Source organism: Sphingomonas sp., from assembly GCF_035944535.1.
Lineage (GTDB): Bacteria > Pseudomonadota > Alphaproteobacteria > Sphingomonadales > Sphingomonadaceae > Sphingomonas_B.
In genome coordinates this window covers 101139-118710 of sequence record NZ_DASZBC010000002.1, presented here as the reverse complement: position 1 = coordinate 118710, position 17572 = coordinate 101139, and the positions used below count along the sequence as shown (strand labels likewise).

The following is a 17572-nucleotide window of genomic DNA, read 5'->3' as shown; positions in this document are numbered from 1 at the left end:
GGAGGATAATAAGGCGGCGGCGATGATCGACGTCCTGCTCCTGATTGCTGCCACCTCAGCGGAGCCGATGCTCGACGGGCGGTGCGACGACCATGCGGGGACACCGGTGCTGACGGACAAGGGCGTGGGCGTGCGCCTCACGCAGACGCGCGATCATGTCTGGTTGTGCCTTACGGCGCCCGTTGGCAGCTGGAGCGCCGTCGACCTGCGCATTGAGGCGCCGGGCCTTACCGAGCCGCTGAACCTTCATGCTTCCGCCCAACTGGGTGAATGGGCGGCAGGACGGACTGATGCCGCGCCTCGCGATGCGCAAAGCCCGGTTTGGTGGAACAATCGGGGCTGGGCCGGCAGTGTAAGCCGCTTCAACGGGATGGAAGCGGGCCGCGTCCGGTTCAAGCCGGTGGAAGGCCGCGAATTGCAGCTCGCGAAAGCCCGCTTCGGACGCGGCACGTGGCGCCTGGCTCTGGACGTGAACGGCGTGGCTGGACCGGACGGCAAGACAGGCAGCGTTCGGCTCCCCGCAACCGGCACGCTCGCGCTCCGCGTCCGCTGACGCCGAGAGATTTCAGCCTCTGAAGCTGTCCTTCGCCGCGCGCCTCTCGGCAAGCTCGGTAGCACTCCGCGCGCGCATGAAGGGATTGGTCGCCTTCTCGAGCGCGATGCTGGTCGGTACCGTTGCTTCGCCCCGTGCCCGCGTGGCCTCGACATCAGCCATGCGCGCGACGATCGCCTGATTGTCGGGCTCGGCGGCCATCGCATAGCGGCCGTTCGACAGCGTATATTCGTGCGCGCAATAGATGCGCGTCTCGTCGGGCAGGGCCGCCAGGCGCTGCATGTTCGCGAACATCTGTTCGGCCGTCCCTTCGAACAACCGCCCGCACCCCATCGCGAACAGCGTATCGCCGACGAACGCCGCCTGCTCGGTCGGGAAGTGGTAGGCGATATGCCCGGCGGTATGCGCCGGCACGTCGATCACCTCGGCCTTCACCGCGCCGAGCCGGACTTGGTCGCCCCCGGCGACAGTCCGGTCGAGCGTCGGAATGCGCGCCGCCTCGGCCGCTGGACCGGTAATGATGCAGCCGGTCGCGTCCTTGATCGCGGCGTTCCCGCCGGTGTGGTCAGGGTGCCAGTGCGTGTTCCAGATTTGCGTGATGGGCCAGCCGCGCGCATCCGCTGCTTCCAGCACCAGCGCCGCCTCGGCTGGATCGACCACCATCGTCTCGCCGGATGAGGGCTCATGCACCAGCCAGATGTAATTGTCGCTTAGCGCCGGCACGCGCACCACTTCGATCATCACCAACTCCGTTCATCGTTGTAAAGCAACGGTTCATCGCAGCTTTGTCACCGTCCGATCCTCAAGGGAGGAACGCACATCATGAACGCTGTCGCAACTGTCAGCCGTCCGGCCAGTTTGCTTGTTGCCGCCGCCTTGCTGTCGACTGGCATGCTCGGTGGCGGCTATCTGCTGGGTGACGGGCTGCGCCGTGCGAAAATGGCGGAGCGCTCAGTTACCGTTCGCGGCCTCGCCGAGCGGAACGTCACTGCCGACCTTGCCACCTGGACAATCGTCTTCTCCGAAACCGGAACGGAACTCGGCTCGGTCCAGGGTTCGATCGACGAGAAGAGCCGGGCGGTGCGCAGCTTCTTCGCGCGCGCCGGCTTTCCAATCAATGCGGTCAGCGACACCGGCGCGAGCGTTAATCAGTTCTTTGATTCCAACCGCCAGCAGAATGTCGTCACCGTCCGGCGGCGGCTGCAGCTGCGCACCGCCGACGTGATGCGCGCCCGCGCCGCCTTTGCCCGCCAGGCCGACCTGATCCGCGCCGGCGTCGCGCTCGAGGAAGGCAGCGGCATCGTCTACAGCTTTACCAAACTCAACGCGATCAAGCCGCAGATGGTGGCGGAAGGGACGCGCAGCGCTCGGCAGAGCGCGGAGCAGTTCGCCAAGGATAGCGGCACCGATGTCGGCGGCATCAAGTCCGCAACCCAGGGCTATTTCTCGATCGGCGCGCGCGACGGCGATGTGGACGGCGAAGGTGGCGGCAGTGCCGGCAGCTCGCCCTTTCAGAAGGTGCGGGTGGTGACGACGATCGACTTCTACCTTCGGTAGGGCCGTCGTCTTGATCTCGTCATCCCCGCGAAAGCGGGGACCCAGTCCCCCTTTTTCTTTAGCTGGGTTCCCGCTTTCGCGGGAATGACGATGCGCAGGTCAGGCTACCAACTGCCGGTGTTCGGCATCGACGCCCAAGGCTCGGCCGGCTCCAGTCGGCCGTCCTGCAGCAGCTCGACCGAGATACCATCCGGCGTACGGACGAATGCCATATGGCCGTCGCGGGGCGGGCGGTTGATCGTCACGCCGGCCTCCATCAGCCGCTGGCAGGTCTCGTAGATGTTGTCGACGCGATAGGCGAGGTGACCGAAATTGCGCCCGCCCGAATAATCCTGCGGGTCCCAGTTGTGCGTAAGTTCCACTTCGGCGACGCCCTCCTGGCCCGGCGCGGCGAGAAAGATCAGCGTGAACCGGCCCGCTTCATTGTCGAAGCGGCGTACTTCCTTCAGCCCGATCAGCTCGAAGAAGCGGATCGTCGCTTCCGGATCGGTGACCCGGATCATGGTGTGGAGATATTTGGTCATTCGGGCTTCGGTGCGGTCGAGCCCCCGAGTCGGTCAAGCTCCGCCTGTGCCGCCTTGGCGGCCTCTCCGCCGGGTTGGTTCTTGATCGCTGCCTGAAAGGCGAGCCGCGCTGCGGGCAGCGAGCCGGCGGCCAGAGCGATCCGGCCAGCCTCCAGCGCTACGCTGGCATCGTCGGGCGAACGCTTCGCTGCTTCAGCGATATCGGCCTGTGCACGGTCGAGCTGGTCCATGCGCCGCGCGAGCGAGGCGGACAGCAGCCAGGCGAGCGGGTCCTCCGGCACCAGCCGCAGCGCTTCGTCCAGATCGGCTCGCGCCGCCTGCACATCGCCGGCAGCGACATTGGCGCGGGCGCGGTCCAACCGGATCTCGCCCTTGGCAGGCCCGCTCAGCAGCCCCGACACCAGAGCCTTGTCGAACGCGGCAACCGCGCCTCGTGGATCGGCCCCGGCCAGCCGCGCATTGCCCGCCTGAACCCAGAGATTGGCGGCGGCTAGCTGCTCGTTCGGCTTGGCGTCGCGTGCCGCTTGCTCGAAGGCGGTCGCCGCTTCGGCCCAGCGCTCCTGCGCCACATAGGCAAGCCCCGCGCATTGCCGCGCCAGTGCACCGCCGCCCCGCGCGGCCCAGCTTTGCGCCGTCTCCGCCGCCTTCACCGGATCGGCGGCGATCTGGTCGGTGCAGCTCGGCTGGGCGGCTTGGGCGAGGAAGAAAAGGAGCATGAGCGTCACCGAGTCAGGGATGCGACGGTCGCGATCAACAGCTCGAGGTCCTGTGGGCGCGACAGCCGATGATCGCCGTCCTTGACCAGGATCGTCTGCACATCGGCTGAACGAAGGCGGCCGGCGAGATGTGTCGAATGATGCCAGGGCACGTCCGGATCGCGCTGCCCGTGCAGCAGCCGCACCGGACAGTCGATCGCGATCTCCCGATGAAGCATGCGCAGGCCTTCGCCCGATTGCCAGAAGGCGCGGGTGGTGACCATTGGCGCGCCATAGTCGGACGGCCGCTCCAGCCGGCCTGCCGCCAACAGCTTCATCTTTTCGTCCTGGGTGAAGCCCCAGTCAGTGAAGTCCGGCGCTGCGGCGATGCCGACGAACGCGGCAATCCGCTCGGGTCGCGCTTCGGCGACGAGCAGCCCGATCCAACCGCCCATCGACGATCCGACCAGGATCAGCGGGCCTGCGGTCAGCGCGTCGATGATCGCGAGCGCATCGTCCCGCCAAATGGTGAGCGTTCCGTCCTCGAACCGCCCCTCGCTCTCGCCGCACCCCGAATAGTCGAAGCGCAGCATGGCCCGGCCCTCCTGCTGCGCCCAGGCATCGAGCGCGACGGCCTTTGTGCCGCTCATGTCCGACGCATAGCCGGGAAGGAAGACGATGGTGGGGCCGCTACCCTGCCGAAGGGAATAAGCGAGTGCGGGGCCGCCTGATCGCCGGTGAAGATCGGAACGCTGGTTCATCTTCCCGTCTTTGCGAGGAGCGAAGCGACGAAGCAATCCAGTGGCGCTGAGCTCAGTTGGATTGCTTCGCTTCGCTCGCAATGACGGACAAAGGAGTCAAATCACCCACTCGATCGAGCGCATCTCGATATTGGCCTCGCGCTTGGCGGCGCGCTTAGCGACCATCTGGTCGTAGAGCCTCTTCACCATGCCGCTGCCGGTAGTGATGAACAGGCCGGGCACGATCGCGTGCACGACGCAGGCGATGCCGCCCACGATCATCTTGACGCCGAAGCCGCCCGCCGCGGCGAAATGTTCGGCATAGCTTTCACCGACTTCGCTCGGATGCTCGCGGAACAGCTTGTTGAACATGGTCAATCCTCCCGGTCGGCCGGTTAACATAGCTGAACGGCTCTGTCCCGCTCGAAGGCGCGTCCAGGCCTATTGCTATTGCGACTTGATCGCAACAAAGACACGTGCCACCAAGTGTTTCATGCTCGACCAGATGTTCGCGCCGCCGCCCCGCACCGCAGACCTGCTGCCGGAGGAAGCCGCCCTCGTTTCCGCCACACGCAAATGGGTCATGGCGCAACGGGTCGCGCGGGTCTGCCCGATCCACGCGGCCGCGCAGCAACTCGGCAGCTTGAAGGCAGCCCGCTCGCTCCACGTGCTGCTCGCCCATGTCGGCGCGAGCTGGCCGGACGCTGTTGCGGTGGCGCCGCCTTGTTGCCCGGTGCTGACGCATGACGAGGCGACTCTGCTCGGTATGGTCATCGCCGCGAACCGCCACACACGGCCGGTCTTCGACGCGCTCACTTGCGAGATGCTCGGCCAGGCCGCTCGCGACCGGCTCCATGACGCAGCCGTGGAGCTCGGGCGTTTGATCGATCTCTAGCTCGGCGGGCGGGAAGAGCAGATGGCGCGCAGCTCCGTCCATTCACGGGGCGTGAGCGCCGGCCGGTAACGCGCATCCTTCCTCGCTGCTTTCTTGAAACGCTGCGCCCGGTCACCCGACAGCGGGTGCGACGACAAATAGGCGAGCGCCGGCTCGAAGCTGCCGAAATTCGTCTCGACCTTCTTCAGCCGTCCGAAGAAGTTCGCCGTCGGCGCGGGGTCGATGTTCGCGCGCCTGAGCATGTCGATCGCCGAACCATCGGCGTCATTCTCCGCCCGCCGCGTGAAGCTCAGCGACACGAAACCATCGACATTCCCCCCGGTCGTGCCGCCGAGCGCGGTCGCGAACAGGCCGACGCCGAACTCGCGGATCAGAGCGGCGGTGACGTGGCGGCGCCGCACATGCGCGATCTCGTGCGCCAATATGCCCGCCAGCTCCTCCGGGCTGTCGACAACCTCGAACAGCTTGTCGAACAACACGATATTGCCGGCGGGAAGGGCGGCCGCGTTGACGATCGGCATGTCGATGACGCGGACGTTCAGCTCTTCGGGCCTGGCATCCAGGCTGGCGGTCAGCTTCTTGAGCGCCGCGTCGCCGATGGGCGTCGAGCAATATTTGCCGCCGAAATCGCCGACCAGCGCCTCGCCATATGCCTGCTCCACTGCCGGCGGTACCAGAGGGGCCAGCAGGGTCGGTGCAAAATAGCCGAAGGTGACGACCGCTGCCGCGACCGCCGTGAAGGCGGCCGTCGCCGGCCGGATGCCGACCCGGTCGATCCAGCGGCCATAGCCGAAGCGTTTGGGGAGGAGCGCCGCCACATCGGGTTCCACCGGTGCCGTCAGGCGCAGCCGCCAGCCAGGAACGTCCGTCCGCGTGAGCGTCAGTCCCGCCGCGCTGCGATCCGCCACGGAGAGCAAGGAGGACGGGATCTCGTCCTCCCAGCCATTGTCCATCGACAGCCGCAGACCGCCGCCCGCTGCGGCCGCCGTCACTTCATAGCGCAGGCCGCTATGGCCGTCGTAAAGATGGCCCTGGCTCACTGGCGCCTCAGACGGCGCCGATGTCAAACGCGGTCGCCAGCCCCTCGGCATCGCCCTGCGCGCTGGTCTGCGATTGGGTGAGGCTGTCAAGCTCGACCATGCCTTCCGCCTCCATATGCCGGATCACGAAGGCCCAGTTGCGATAGGCAAGGAACAGGTAGCCGATACCCAGCGTGCCAATCACAAGCAGAGTGTTGGTGATCAGCAGCATCACCCACTCGCCCGTCCGTGCCTCGAAGGAGAAGCGCAGACCGCCCAACCTCAAGCTGCCGATCGCCTCGCGCAGATAGGCCGAATAGTAAGCGAGGGCGATCAGTCCGGTCAGCGCATAGGTGCCGAGCACGATCACCAGGAACATGATGCTCGTGAACATCGGCGAGCTGCTGTAGAGCTGAAACGGCCCGAGATTGGCCCCCGTCAGCACGGCGAAGGCAAGGCCGACCAGGAAGAACAGGAAGGGCAGCAGATAAAAGCAGAAATAGCGGCCCATCAGCGAGCCCGCCTTGGCATCGGCCTCGAACGGGTCAGGGCCGAAGCTCATCGCCCGCCAGCGCTCATTCCACAGAGTCGTCATCGACCAGGGAATGAGCAGGCCGAGCGCAAGGATGCCGACCCCGGTTCGCCATAGATAGGAGACGCCATAGCCCCAGCCGCCCGGCTCGCCGCCGCCGCGGATGCCGTGCCAATAGGTGCGCGACAGCCGGTAGCGCAGCGCGCGGTAGCGGGCGACGCCGGCCAGGAAGAAGAAGCCAATATAGATCAGGGCCGCGATCGTTCCCGCCACTGCCGCCTGGCCGCGCAGCACCATCGCCTGGAAGCCGAACTGGAGGAACAAGATCGCCGGCAGCAGCACCGCCATGACGATCAGGAAGCCCTTGAACATCTCGCCGCCGGTGCCGGTCCATTCCAGCGTATCGTCGATGAACTCGGTCCGGCTCCAAAGATAGCGTCGCTCCCGTGCCTTTGCCCAGAAGCGGTAGATGCCGAGCGTCACGATCGTGAGCAGCAGGTTGGTAAAGGCAATCGGCGCGAACTCGCGCCAGCTGCCCGTGAAGCGGAACGCACTCGTTCGCGCCGGGTCGAAGTCGTGCGACTGGATGTTCATGGATGCTTCCCCCGAAGCGAGACTGCCGGGATTGCGGGGAAGATGCAACTTCTCCTCCCAGCTCTCGCCGCCGCTAAGTCATTAGGAGTGAAGACAAGGTTTAAGTCGCATGACCTCGCAGGACACAAGAGACGAGTTGTTGGCACGAAACTGAAGTCATGCCATGTCGGAGCGCACATGGCACGAGTTGGTGGATGTCTCCATGACGATCGAGGTGAAAGTAACTCCCTCCGGCCGCATAAGCCTTCCTGCTGATGTGCGCCGGCGTCTGGGTTTGAAGAGCGGCGACCGGCTGCTGCTGGACGAGCAGGCCGATGCACTGGTGCTGCGGACGGCAGCGCAGGCGGTGGCGCATGCGCGCGCGATCAGCGACCGCTTGCTTGCAGGCAAGAAGGGTGCTGCCGTCGGCGACTTCCTGAAGGCCCGAAAAGACTGGCAGGAATGATCCTCGACGCATCGGCCTTGCTCGCCGTGCTGCGCTCCGAGCCGGGCGGCGAATTGGTCGCCAAGGCGCTGCCAGACGCAAGAATGAGTGTCGTCAACTACGCGGAGCTGGTCTCCCATTATTCGCGTCTGGGTGCGGACGCCGATGCGATCAGGACCACGCTGAAGCCGCTGCCGATCGCTTTGGTGCCGGTTGATGCTGCCGTCGCGGCATCGGCTGGATTGTTGGCCGCACTGGTCGCGAAGGCTGGACTGTCGCTTGGCGACCGCTTCTGTCTGGCGCTTGCCAAGCTGGAAGAGGCTCCGGTTTGGACAGCCGATCGTGCATGGACACGTATCGCCAAGGAAGCAGGAGTTGATGTTCACCTGATCCGGTAGCTCGTGCCTTGAGGCGGGGGGGCGCGGCCGCTACATGCCCGCCCCATGTCGAGCATGATCCGCATCACCCTTCCCGATGGCTCCGCGCGCGAAGTTGCGCCGGGGACCACCGCTGCCGACATCGCCGCGGCGATCGGGCCGGGGCTGGCCAAGGCGGCGCTGGCGGCGAAGGTCGATGGCGAGGTGCGCGACCTCAACCGGCCGATCGAGGCGGACGCGGCGCTGGCGCTGATCACGGCGCGCGACGAGGCCGATGCGCTCGAGCTCGTGCGGCACGATTATGCCCATGTGCTGGCGGAAGCGGTGCAGAACCTGTTTCCCGGCACGCAGATCACCTTCGGCCCGGCCACGGACGACGGCTTCTATTACGACTTCGCGCCCAGGGACCGGCCGTTCACGGAAGAGGATCTGCCGGTAATCGAAGAGGAAATGCGCCGCATCATCGCCAAGGACGAGGCGCTGATCCGCGAGGTCTGGTCGCGCGACCAGCTCATTTCCTACTTCCGGGAGCATGGCGAGACGTTCAAGGCGGAGTGGGCCGGCGAGCTGCCTGACGATGAGGAGCTGACCGTCTATCGGTCCGGCGACTGGCTCGACATGTGCCGCGGCCCGCACCTCCCCTCGACGGGGAAGCTCGATCCGCAGGCGTTCAAGCTGACCCGCGTGTCTGGCGCTTATTGGCGCGGCGACCAGAAGAATGCGATGCTCAGCCGCATTTACGGCACCGGCTGGCTCAACAGGAAGCAGCTACAGGAGCATCTGACGCGGCTGGAGGAAGCAGCGAGGCGCGACCATCGCAAGCTGGGCGCGGAAATGGACCTGTTCCACCTCCAGGCCGAAGCCCATGGCTCCATCTTTTGGCACCCCAAGGGCTATCTGATCTGGCGCCAGCTCGAAGCCTATATGCGCCGCCGGCTCGATGCGGGCGGCTATGAGGAAGTGAAGACGCCCCAGATCATGGACGCGCGCCAATGGGAGCAGTCCGGCCATTGGGGCAAATATCGCGAGAATATGTTCGTCATTCCGGACGAAGTGCCGAACACAGAGGACGAAGGCCCGGTCGTATCGAACGACGCCGACTGGATGGCGCTCAAGCCGATGAATTGCCCGGCGCACGTCCTCATCTTTCGCCAGGGGATCAAGAGCTATCGCGACCTGCCGTTGCGCATGGCCGAGTTCGGCTGCTGCCACCGCAATGAACCGCATGGCGCGCTGCACGGCCTCATGCGGGTGCGCCAGTTCACCCAGGACGACGCGCACATCTTCTGCCGCGAAGATCAGCTGGTCGAAGAAGTCGCCCTGTTCTGTGACTTGCTCGACCGGGTTTATAAGGATCTCGGCTTCGAGAAATATGCGATCAAGCTCGCGCTGCGCCCGGAGAAGCGCTTCGGCACCGACGAGATGTGGGATTGGTCGGAGCAGTCGCTGCGCGATGCCGTCGCGGCGACCGGTCGCAATACGGCCGAATTCGGTTGGGAGGAGCTGCCCGGCGAAGGCGCCTTCTACGCGCCCAAGCTCGAGTTCCACCTGACCGACGCGATCGGCCGCACCTGGCAGGTCGGCACGATCCAGACCGACACGGTGCTGCCGGAGCGGCTCGACGCGTCCTATGTCGCTGCGGACGGCGAGCGGCACCGGCCGATCATGCTGCACCGCGCGATCCTGGGTAGCTTCGAACGCTTTATCGGCATCCTGATCGAGCATTATGCGGGCAAATTCCCGCTCTGGCTCGCGCCGGTGCAGGCGGTGGTCGCGACGATCGTGTCGGATGCCGACGATTATGCCGGAGACGTGATGGCGGCGCTCGCCAAAGCCGGCATCCGCGCTGAGGCCGATCTTCGCAACGAGAAGATCAACTACAAGGTGCGCGAGCATTCGCTGGCCAAGGTCCCGTACCTGCTGGTGGTCGGCAAGCGCGAGGCCGAGGAGCGCACCGTCGCCCTCCGCCCGCTCGGGGCCGACGCGCGGCAGGAAGTGCTGCCGCTGGACGAGGTGATTGCGCGCCTAACGAGCGAAGCCGTTCCGCCGGACCTCCGCTAACTCGCCGTCACTGCGAGGAGTGAAGCGACGAAGCAATCCAGCGGAGCCGAAGTCCGGCTAGATTGCTTCGCTACGCTCGCAATGACGGACCGGTCAATGCGTCCCCGGCACCGGCGGGTCGATGTCGTGGATTTCCGGTTCGTGCACTTCCGTCAGGCCGCGGCCGACATGGCTGCGGCTGCGGCTGTAGAGGAAGTAGACGGCCAGGCCGATCACCGCCCAGATCAGGAAGAGCTGCTTCGATTTCTCGTCGAGGCTGAAGAAGAGATAGATGCAGCCAAGGATCGAGATCGGCGCGATCACATAAACCGCCGGCGTCCGGAACGGGCGCTTGCGGTCCGGATCGGTCCGGCGCAGCAGCATCACCGCGATCGACACGGCGGCGAAGGCAAAGAGCGTGCCCGAGTTGGAGATGTTCGCCAGCTGGCCGACCGGGAAAAAGGCCGCGAACAGCGCCACCGCGATTCCGGTGATGATGGTGATCACGTGCGGCGTGTTGAACTTCGGGTGGATCTTCGAAAAGGCCTGGGGGAGCAGGCCGTCGCGGCTCATCACAAAGAAGATGCGGGTCTGGCCGAACATCATCATCAGGATAACTGAGGGCAAGGCGAGGCCGGCGGCGAGGCCGATCAGGTTGCCGATCTGCGGCCAGCCGATCTCGCGCAGCGTCCAGGCGAGCGCTTCCTTCGAGCAGGTCACCGCCTGCTCGCCGATCGCGGCGCACTGGGCCGACAGTTCGCGGCTGCCCGGCTCGAGCGCCGTCCCGGCCGCATCGGTCACCGGCTGCGCGCCCACGGAGCCGATCACGCCGGCCGCGACCAGCAGATAGAAGAGGGTGCAGATGGCGAGCGAGCCGATCAGGCCGATCGGCATGTTGCGCTGCGGATTCTTGGTTTCCTCGGCCGCGGTCGAGACCGCGTCGAAGCCGACATAGGCGAAGAAGATGGAGGCCGCCGCCGCCGATACGCCGGCGAAGCCGAGCGGTTGGAACGGCGTGAAGTTCTCCATGTTCATCACCGGCAATGCCAGGATCACGAACAAGGTCAGGGCCGCCACTTTCACCGCGACCAGGATCGCGTTGACGGTGGCGCTTTCCTTGGTGCCGATCACCAGCAACAGGGTGACGAGTCCGGCGATGAACATGGCCGGCAGGTTGATCAGCCCGCCATCATAGGGCCCAAGCACCAAAGTGTCGGGTATGTCGATCGCGAAGGCGTTCTCGATCAGGCCTACCACATAGCCGGACCAGCCGACCGAGACGGCGCCTGCGGCGACCGCATATTCGAGGATCAGCGCCCAGCCGACCATCCAGGCGAGGAGCTCGCCCATCACCGCATAGCTGTAGGTATAGGCGGAGCCGGAGACCGGCACCATCGACGCCATTTCGGCATAGCAGAGCGCGGCGACTGCACAGACGGCGCCGGCAATGATGAAGGACAGCATCATGCCGGGTCCGGCCTTTTGCGCGGCCTCGGCGGTCAGAACGAAAATACCGGTACCGATCACCGCGCCGATGCCGAGCATGGTCAGCTGGAATGCACCCAGCGAACGCGTCAGCGATTTCTTTTCGGCGGTGGCAAGGATGGCGTCGAGTGGCTTTCTGCGCCCGAATATCATGCCCTTTTGATCCTCTTTCCAGCGCTGCGAGCGAGCGCCCTTATGCGCGCGGAAACTAGAGGCTTATCACGAAGGCGCAACAGATTATCGTTGCGGCCGTGTCCGTCATTGCGAGGAGCAAAGCGACGCGGCAATCCAGCGGGGCGCGAGGCCGCACTGGATTGCTTCGCTCCGCTCGCAACGACGTGATGTTCCGCCTCAGGCTGCGTTCTTCTTGAACTGGTCGGCCTCGGTGCTCTCGGCGAGCGCGGTGGTGCTCGCCTCGCCGCCGGACACCGCCTGCGCGACCAGGTCGAAATAGCCGGTGCCGACTTCGCGCTGGTGGCGCGTCGCGGTGTAGCCGTCCTTCTCGCTCGCGAACTCGGCCTGCTGCAGCTCGGAATAGGCCGCCATGCCGCGGTCCTTATAGCCGCGCGCCAGCTCGAACATGCCGTGGTTGAGCTGGTGGAAGCCCGCCAGGGTCACGAACTGGAACTTGTAGCCCATCGCGCCCAGCTCGCGCTGGAACTTGGCGATCGTGTCCTTGTCGAGCTTGGCTTCCCAGTTGAAGCTCGGCGAGCAATTGTAGGCCATCATCTTGCCCGGGTGTGCTTTCTGCACAGCCTCGGCGAACCGCTTGGCATCCTCCAGGTTCGGGTGGCTTGTCTCCCACCACAAGAGATCGGCATGCTCGGCAAAGGCGATGCCGCGCTTGATGCAATGATCGACGCCGGTGCCGTCCTTCAGCCGGAAAAAGCCTTCGGGCGTGCGCTCGCCCGTCAGGAATTCATGATCACGCTCGTCGATGTCGGAGGTAATCAGCTTGGCGCTTTCGGCGTCGGTGCGGGCGACGAGCACGGTCGGCACGCCACAGACGTCAGCGGCGAGGCGCGCCGCGTTGAGGTTGCGGATATGCGCTTGGGTCGGGATCAGCACCTTGCCGCCCAGATGGCCGCACTTCTTTTCGGAAGCGAGCTGGTCCTCGAAGTGCACGCCGGCGGCGCCCGCCTCGATATAGGCCTTCATGATCTCGAAGCAGTTGAGCGGCCCACCGAAGCCGGCCTCGGCGTCGGCGACGATCGGCACGAACCAGTCGCGCTTCGCGCCACCTTCGGAATGCTCGATCTGGTCGGCGCGCTGCAGCGTCTTGTTGATCCGCTTGGCAAGCTCCGGGCCGGCATTGGCCGGATAGAGCGACTGGTCCGGATACATCGCGCCGGCGGTGTTGGCGTCGGCCGCGACCTGCCAGCCGCTGAGGTAGATCGCCTTCAGCCCCGCCCGCACCATCTGCATCGCCTGGTTGCCGGAGAGAGCGCCGAGCGCGTTGATGTACGGCTCGGACTTCAGCAGCTCCCACAGCTTCAGCGCGCCGCGCCGGGCAAGCGTGTATTCGATCGGCACCGATCCGCGCAGCTTCTCGACATCGGCCGCCGTGTAGGTGCGGTTGATGCCGTCGAAGCGGCCTTCGGGTGCGGCGATCAGGTCGGAGAAGTCGGTCATGTGTACGCCCCTTTACAGATTGAGCTGAGATGGAACGTGTAAAGCACAGATCCCACGTACCGCTGTAAGCGGAAGAGCAGCTAAGAGGGTCGCTCTGTGGATGGGCGGCTTGCCCGCCGCGTGCAGTTGTAAACTATTTACAATCGATTCGTTTCGAGCGAATTCGAGAAACATTGGTGAAGCGGCAAGCGCTTCTCGACTTCGCTCGACGCGAACGGTGTTGGGGTAAGCATGGCGAAGCTGATCGCAGGGCATCAGGTGCGGCGCTTGCGGCGGCAGGCGGGGTTGAGCCAGGCCGCCATGGCCGAGCAGCTCGGCATTTCGGCCAGCTATCTGAACCTGATCGAGCGCAACCAGCGGCCGCTGACCGCGCAACTGCTCGTGCGCCTGACCGAGCTGTTCGACTTCGACCCACGCTCGCTTAGCGCCGGCAGTCCGGGCGGCGGGCCGGAGGCGATACGGCGCCGGCTCAACGACCCGATGTTCCAGGATCTGGAGATCGACCGCGCGGAGCTCGAGGAATGGCTGGCCGGAGCCCCCGGTGGGGCTGAAGCCTTTGCCCGCGCCTATGACCGGCTCGGCAGCGGCGGCGGCGCGGCGACGGACGCGGCCGATCCGATGACACTCGCCCGGCGCGAGATCGAACGCTGGCGCAACCATTTCCCCGATCTCGACGCCGCCGCAGAAGGTTTGGCCGACGAACTGCGCCTGTCGGCAGGCGACCTTTATGCCGCAATCGCCGAGCGGCTGCGGGTCAAGCACAGCCTGACGCTTCGCATCCTGCCGGTCGAGGTGCTGCCCGATGCGCTCCGACGCCTCGATCTCCACGCGCGTCAGCTGCAATTGTCCGAAATGCTCGATCCGGCCTCGCGGACCTTCCAGGCCGCATTTCAGCTCGGCAGCATCGAGGCGCGGGCGGAGATCGAGGCGCTGGTGAAAGGCGCAGCCTTGCCGGAGCGTGCCGCCGAGCGCCTCTTCCGTCGTCACCTGACCGGCTATTTCGCCGCGGCGCTGATGATGCCCTATGCCCGCTTCCTCCGCGCCTGCGAGGCGACCGGATATGACGTCGAGCTGTTGCAGCGCCGCTTCGGCGCCGGTTTCGAGCAGGTCGCGCACCGGCTGACCACTTTGCAGCGCGTGGGCGCGCGCGGCCTGCCTTTCTTCATGATCCGCATCGACCGCGCCGGCCAGTCGAGCAAACGCTATGCGGGGGCCAGCGGTGCGCCCCTGGTCGAGGCGGACGGCCGCTGCCCGTTATGGCGCCTTCACGCCGCTTTCGATCGCCCCGGCCGGATCGAGCGCGACCTGGTCGAACTGACGGATGGCAGCCGCTGGTTCAGCTTCGCCCGCACGGTCCACCCCCAGGGCCGCCGCGCCGGCGATGTCGGCGCCGAGTTCGTCGTCGGCCTGGGCGTCGCGGCGGAGCTGGCCGGCAGCCTGGCGCTCGCCCGCGGCATGGACCTGACCGGCACGGCAACGCCGATCGGTCTCGGCTGCCGGCAATGCACCCGCCCGCAATGCCCTCAGCGCAGCGCCCCGCCCGCCGGCCGGGCCCTGCTGTTTAACGAACGCGAACGAGGGTTGAGCGCCTTCAGCTTCGTCGAGGATTGAGGGGCTCCTGACTGCTTCTACAAGCATGGCCAGACGACCTTCGTCATTCCCGCGGAAGCGGGAACCCAGCCGCTCCGCTCACTTGAGCGGAGCGAAACTTAGTGACTCGTATAGGTCGCGCCAGTCTGGGTTCGTCCCCTCAATCAGCTCCAGCTTCCACGCGCGGTTCCACTTCTTGACCCGCTTCTCGCGCTGGATCGCCGCCGCCATCGTGGCATGCATTTCGAACCAGACGAGGAGCTTGACGCCATATTCTCGCGTGAAGCCTGAGACCAGGCCGTGCCGATGTTGATGCACTCTCGTGATCAGGTCCGATGTGACGCCGACGTACAGCGTGCCATTTCGCTGTGGCGCGAGTAGATAAACGGCGGGCGCGAAGTGGCGATGCATCGTGCTGACTTAGCTGGGTTCCCGCTTTCGCGGGAATGACGAAAAGAGGGCCACCATAGCAGAGTGTCGCCCTAGGCCGACCATATTGCCGCCTCTCCTGCACCCGTCGTGACGGGAACGAAACTGTGATGCTGCGCGCTTCACCCGCCTGGAGGATCGATCATGGCCGATGTCGCTCAACGCCTGACCATGCTTACTCGTTTGGGCTTTGCCGCGCGCGGCCTGCTCTACGTCGTGATCGCGCTGCTTGTGCTGACGACCGGCCGGGCGGAAGATCCGAGTGGCGCGCTGCAGACGCTGGGTCAGGGCGGGGGGCGGATCCTGCTTGCGCTTATGACAGCCGGCTTTGTCGCCTATGGCCTTTGGCGGCTTTCGGACGCAGCGTTCGATGTCGAGCGGCATGGCAGTGACGGATCGGGCCTGCGCGAGCGGCTGGGCGCGGGCGCCAGCGGCATCATTCACTTGCTTCTGGCCTGGCAGGCGATCCGCCTGATCCAGGGCATGGCCGCGCAGACTGGAAGCGGCACGCAGGAGGGCGCGCAATCGACGCTGCAACTGCCAGGTGGCGGCGTGCTGCTGGTGCTGGCAGGACTTGTGCTGCTTGGCATCGGACTGTTCCAACTGGTCAAAGCCGCAAAGGCCGGCTTCCTGAAGCATCTCGAGCCGCAGGTTGCCGGGCGGGAGTGGGTGCGGTGGACCGGCCGGGCGGGCTATGCCGCGCGCGGTTTGGTTTTCCTCATCAGCGGCTTCTTCCTGGTTCGCGCCGGTCTCGACCAGCGGGCGAGCGAGGCCGGTGGCATGGCCGAGGCGCTTGCCTGGTTGAGCAATCCCTGGGACGTGGTCGTCGCCCTTGGGCTGCTGGCCTTCGGTCTGTTCAGCCTGATCGAAGCGCGCTACCGCATTCTCCACCAAATGCCCGTCGAGGGGCTCGGCCAACGCGTGCGCTCGCATCTGGGATAAAGCGGCTTGGAGATTGTGGCGGTAAGTCGATCGATCGCGGACGAGCCCGGCGCGGGAGTGGGCCAGATTTCGTTTCAGCAGCTCGCGGACGCGATGCCGCAGATGGTCTGGTCGACGTTGCCGGACGGCTCGCACGATTACTATAATGCGCGATGGTATGCGTTCACCGGCGTGCCGGAGGGCTCCACCGACGGCGAGGGTTGGAACGGCATGTTCCACCCGGACGATCAGGAGCGGGCCTGGGCGCGCTGGCGGCACAGCCTCGAAACCGGCGAGCCTTATGAAATCGAATATCGGTTACGCCATCGTAGCGGCGTCTATCGCTGGACGCTTGGCCGCGCCCTCGCCGTCAGAAACGAAGCGGGTGAGATCGTCCGCTGGGTCGGCACCTGCACAGATATCGACGAGCAGAAACGGATCGCCGAGCAGAATGACGTGCTGAGCCGGGAGCTCAGCCACCGGATCAAGAACATCTTCGCGGTCGTGAACGGGTTGATCGGGCTTTCCGCGCGTCAGCGGCCGGAGCTGAAGGACTTTGCCCGCCAGCTGCAAGATCGGGTGGCGGCGCTCGGCCGCGCTCATGACTATGTCCGGCCGCACAATGCAGACAGCGCGCGCCATCCCGGGCCGTCGCGGCTGAAGACGCTTCTCGAGGAACTGCTCAGCCCTTATCCGGCGCTCGATGAGGGGCGGCTGACGATCGAAGGCGACGACCTGCCGGTCGACGATCGCGGGGCAACGCCCATCGGCCTGGTCTTCCATGAACTCGCCACCAACGCGTCAAAATATGGCGCTTTGTCACGGCCCGAGGGGCGGGTGCGGGTCGTCTCGGCCGTGCAGGGCGGTAAATTGCTACTGAGTTGGGAAGAGCAGGGCGGCCCTTCGATCGTCGCGGAACCCGAATTCTCCGGCTTCGGCAGCCGGTTGACCGAGATGAGCGTGGTCCAGCAACTGGGCGGTACGCTGGAGCGGGTCTGGGCGACCGAAGGCCTGCGCGTGCGGATCGTGCTGCCGCTGACCGCGCTCAGCCGAGGCTGATCAGCCGAAGCGGCGCAAGGACGGTGGCGCCTCAGCCGGCTGGCCAAGGCGCACCCGCAGGGCAAAGGCCACGGCCGACGTCAGGCTCGCCTCGTCGGTGGGCTTGGAGATGACGCCGATCGTTCCCGCCACGCCATTGCCGAGCAGCCGCGGATTGGCGGTCACGAACAGCACCCCGGCCTGATGCTCGCCCGCCAGCCGGGCGCCGATCTCCGGACCGGTCAGGCCGTCGCGCAGATTGAGATCGACGAGGGCAAGGTCAATGCCCTGCTGCGCATAGCCGAGCGCGCTCGCCAGGTCGGCGGCAATGCCCAGCACGCGATAGCCATGTTCTTCGAGGATGCTCTCCATCTCGAGCGCGACGAGCATCTCGTCTTCGACGATCAGGATTGATGGAGCCATGTGCGTAACAATCCCGTCGGAGGGCTGAAGTTCCGGCTTTGAATCTGATGCAGTGTCCTCGTGCTCCAAACGAGCGACTGGGTTGTGTTGGGAACGCCTATGCA

At 65.7% G+C, this 17572-nt stretch carries 20 protein-coding genes; 9 read left to right on the top strand and 11 right to left on the bottom strand.

Going from position 1 to position 17572, the window contains the following annotated elements; translation table 11 throughout:
* Window positions 1-22 precede the first annotated feature (22 nt).
* Window positions 23-553, top strand: a complete 531-nt coding sequence (locus VGT77_RS01105; RefSeq protein ID WP_327458717.1) for a hypothetical protein — start codon at window positions 23-25, stop codon at window positions 551-553.
* Window positions 554-565: 12 nt separating this feature from the next.
* Here VGT77_RS01105 and gloB read toward each other — a convergent pair whose 3' ends face one another.
* Window positions 566-1294, bottom strand: coding sequence for a hydroxyacylglutathione hydrolase (gene gloB, locus VGT77_RS01100; protein ID WP_327458715.1), 729 nt, complete (start codon window positions 1292-1294; stop codon window positions 566-568).
* An 81-nt stretch (window positions 1295-1375) separates the two neighbouring features.
* Between gloB and VGT77_RS01095 the strand changes: the two genes are divergently transcribed.
* Window positions 1376-2110 carry an SIMPL domain-containing protein gene (locus VGT77_RS01095; RefSeq protein ID WP_327458713.1) on the top strand — a complete coding sequence of 245 codons (735 nt, stop codon included), beginning with the start codon at window positions 1376-1378 and terminating at the stop codon, window positions 2108-2110.
* Window positions 2111-2214: 104 nt separating this feature from the next.
* Here the strand turns inward: VGT77_RS01095 and VGT77_RS01090 are convergent, their stop codons facing one another.
* The 4 genes from VGT77_RS01090 to VGT77_RS01075 all read right to left on the bottom strand — a co-directional run bounded on the left by VGT77_RS01090 (window position 2215) and on the right by VGT77_RS01075 (window position 4441).
* Complete coding sequence (locus tag VGT77_RS01090) at window positions 2215-2634, bottom strand: VOC family protein (RefSeq protein WP_327458711.1); 420 nt, start codon at window positions 2632-2634, stop codon at window positions 2215-2217.
* Window positions 2631-3350 carry a tetratricopeptide repeat protein gene (locus VGT77_RS01085; RefSeq protein ID WP_327458710.1) on the bottom strand — a complete coding sequence of 240 codons (720 nt, stop codon included), beginning with the start codon at window positions 3348-3350 and terminating at the stop codon, window positions 2631-2633. Before VGT77_RS01085 ends, VGT77_RS01090 begins: the two co-directional genes overlap by 4 nt.
* A 5-nt stretch (window positions 3351-3355) precedes the next feature.
* Complete coding sequence (locus tag VGT77_RS01080; RefSeq protein ID WP_327458708.1) at window positions 3356-4090, bottom strand: alpha/beta hydrolase; 735 nt, start codon at window positions 4088-4090, stop codon at window positions 3356-3358.
* A gap of 96 nt (window positions 4091-4186) precedes the next feature.
* Window positions 4187-4441, bottom strand: coding sequence for a DUF6356 family protein (locus VGT77_RS01075; protein ID WP_327458706.1), 255 nt, complete (start codon window positions 4439-4441; stop codon window positions 4187-4189).
* Window positions 4442-4526: 85 nt separating this feature from the next.
* Between VGT77_RS01075 and VGT77_RS01070 the strand changes: the two genes are divergently transcribed.
* Window positions 4527-4964 (top strand): addiction module antidote protein, encoded by a 438-nt coding sequence (locus tag VGT77_RS01070; protein ID WP_327458704.1) that lies wholly within the window; start codon window positions 4527-4529, stop codon window positions 4962-4964.
* On the opposite strand, the gene VGT77_RS01065 is transcribed toward VGT77_RS01070, so the two are convergent.
* Both VGT77_RS01065 and VGT77_RS01060 read right to left on the bottom strand, forming a co-directional pair.
* Window positions 4961-6004 carry a M48 family metallopeptidase gene (locus tag VGT77_RS01065; protein ID WP_327458702.1) on the bottom strand — a complete coding sequence of 348 codons (1044 nt, stop codon included), beginning with the start codon at window positions 6002-6004 and terminating at the stop codon, window positions 4961-4963. The genes VGT77_RS01070 and VGT77_RS01065 overlap by 4 nt on opposite strands.
* Window positions 6005-6011: 7 nt before the next feature.
* Complete coding sequence (locus VGT77_RS01060; protein WP_327458699.1) at window positions 6012-7109, bottom strand: YjgN family protein; 1098 nt, start codon at window positions 7107-7109, stop codon at window positions 6012-6014.
* Window positions 7110-7272: 163 nt separating this feature from the next.
* On the opposite strand from VGT77_RS01060, the gene VGT77_RS01055 reads away from it, so the two are divergent.
* From VGT77_RS01055 to thrS, 3 genes are read left to right on the top strand one after another with little or no spacing between them, the layout of a single operon-like run.
* Window positions 7273-7554 (top strand): AbrB/MazE/SpoVT family DNA-binding domain-containing protein, encoded by a 282-nt coding sequence (locus tag VGT77_RS01055; RefSeq protein ID WP_327458697.1) that lies wholly within the window; start codon window positions 7273-7275, stop codon window positions 7552-7554.
* Complete coding sequence (locus tag VGT77_RS01050) at window positions 7551-7931, top strand: type II toxin-antitoxin system VapC family toxin (protein ID WP_327458695.1); 381 nt, start codon at window positions 7551-7553, stop codon at window positions 7929-7931. Before VGT77_RS01055 ends, VGT77_RS01050 begins: the two co-directional genes overlap by 4 nt.
* A 45-nt stretch (window positions 7932-7976) precedes the next feature.
* The gene (gene thrS, locus VGT77_RS01045; RefSeq protein ID WP_327458693.1) at window positions 7977-9971 is read left to right on the top strand and encodes a threonine--tRNA ligase; all 1995 of its coding nucleotides are present in this window, start codon (window positions 7977-7979) and stop codon (window positions 9969-9971) included.
* 93 nt (window positions 9972-10064) lie between these two features.
* Here the strand turns inward: thrS and VGT77_RS01040 are convergent, their stop codons facing one another.
* Complete coding sequence (locus tag VGT77_RS01040; protein WP_327458691.1) at window positions 10065-11588, bottom strand: amino acid permease; 1524 nt, start codon at window positions 11586-11588, stop codon at window positions 10065-10067.
* Window positions 11589-11786: 198 nt separating this feature from the next.
* Window positions 11787-13067, bottom strand: coding sequence for an isocitrate lyase (gene aceA, locus VGT77_RS01035; RefSeq protein ID WP_327458689.1), 1281 nt, complete (start codon window positions 13065-13067; stop codon window positions 11787-11789).
* Between the two features lie 231 nt (window positions 13068-13298).
* Here aceA and VGT77_RS01030 point away from each other — a divergent pair, with 231 nt between their 5' ends.
* On the top strand, window positions 13299-14678 hold the full coding sequence (locus VGT77_RS01030) for a helix-turn-helix domain-containing protein (protein WP_327458687.1): 1380 nt from the start codon (window positions 13299-13301) through the stop codon (window positions 14676-14678).
* A gap of 78 nt (window positions 14679-14756) precedes the next feature.
* Here VGT77_RS01030 and VGT77_RS01025 read toward each other — a convergent pair whose 3' ends face one another.
* Entirely contained in the window at window positions 14757-15068 is a 312-nt protein-coding gene (locus tag VGT77_RS01025; protein ID WP_327458685.1) for a GIY-YIG nuclease family protein, read from the bottom strand.
* Window positions 15069-15230: 162 nt separating this feature from the next.
* Here VGT77_RS01025 and VGT77_RS01020 point away from each other — a divergent pair, with 162 nt between their 5' ends.
* Together VGT77_RS01020 and VGT77_RS01015 are read left to right on the top strand one after the other, a co-directional pair.
* On the top strand, window positions 15231-16028 hold the full coding sequence (locus VGT77_RS01020; protein ID WP_327458683.1) for a DUF1206 domain-containing protein: 798 nt from the start codon (window positions 15231-15233) through the stop codon (window positions 16026-16028).
* A 57-nt stretch (window positions 16029-16085) separates the two neighbouring features.
* Window positions 16086-17066 carry a sensor histidine kinase gene (locus VGT77_RS01015; RefSeq protein WP_327458681.1) on the top strand — a complete coding sequence of 327 codons (981 nt, stop codon included), beginning with the start codon at window positions 16086-16088 and terminating at the stop codon, window positions 17064-17066.
* Here the strand turns inward: VGT77_RS01015 and VGT77_RS01010 are convergent, their stop codons facing one another.
* Complete coding sequence (locus tag VGT77_RS01010; protein ID WP_327458679.1) at window positions 17067-17468, bottom strand: response regulator; 402 nt, start codon at window positions 17466-17468, stop codon at window positions 17067-17069.
* Window positions 17469-17572 lie beyond the last annotated feature (104 nt).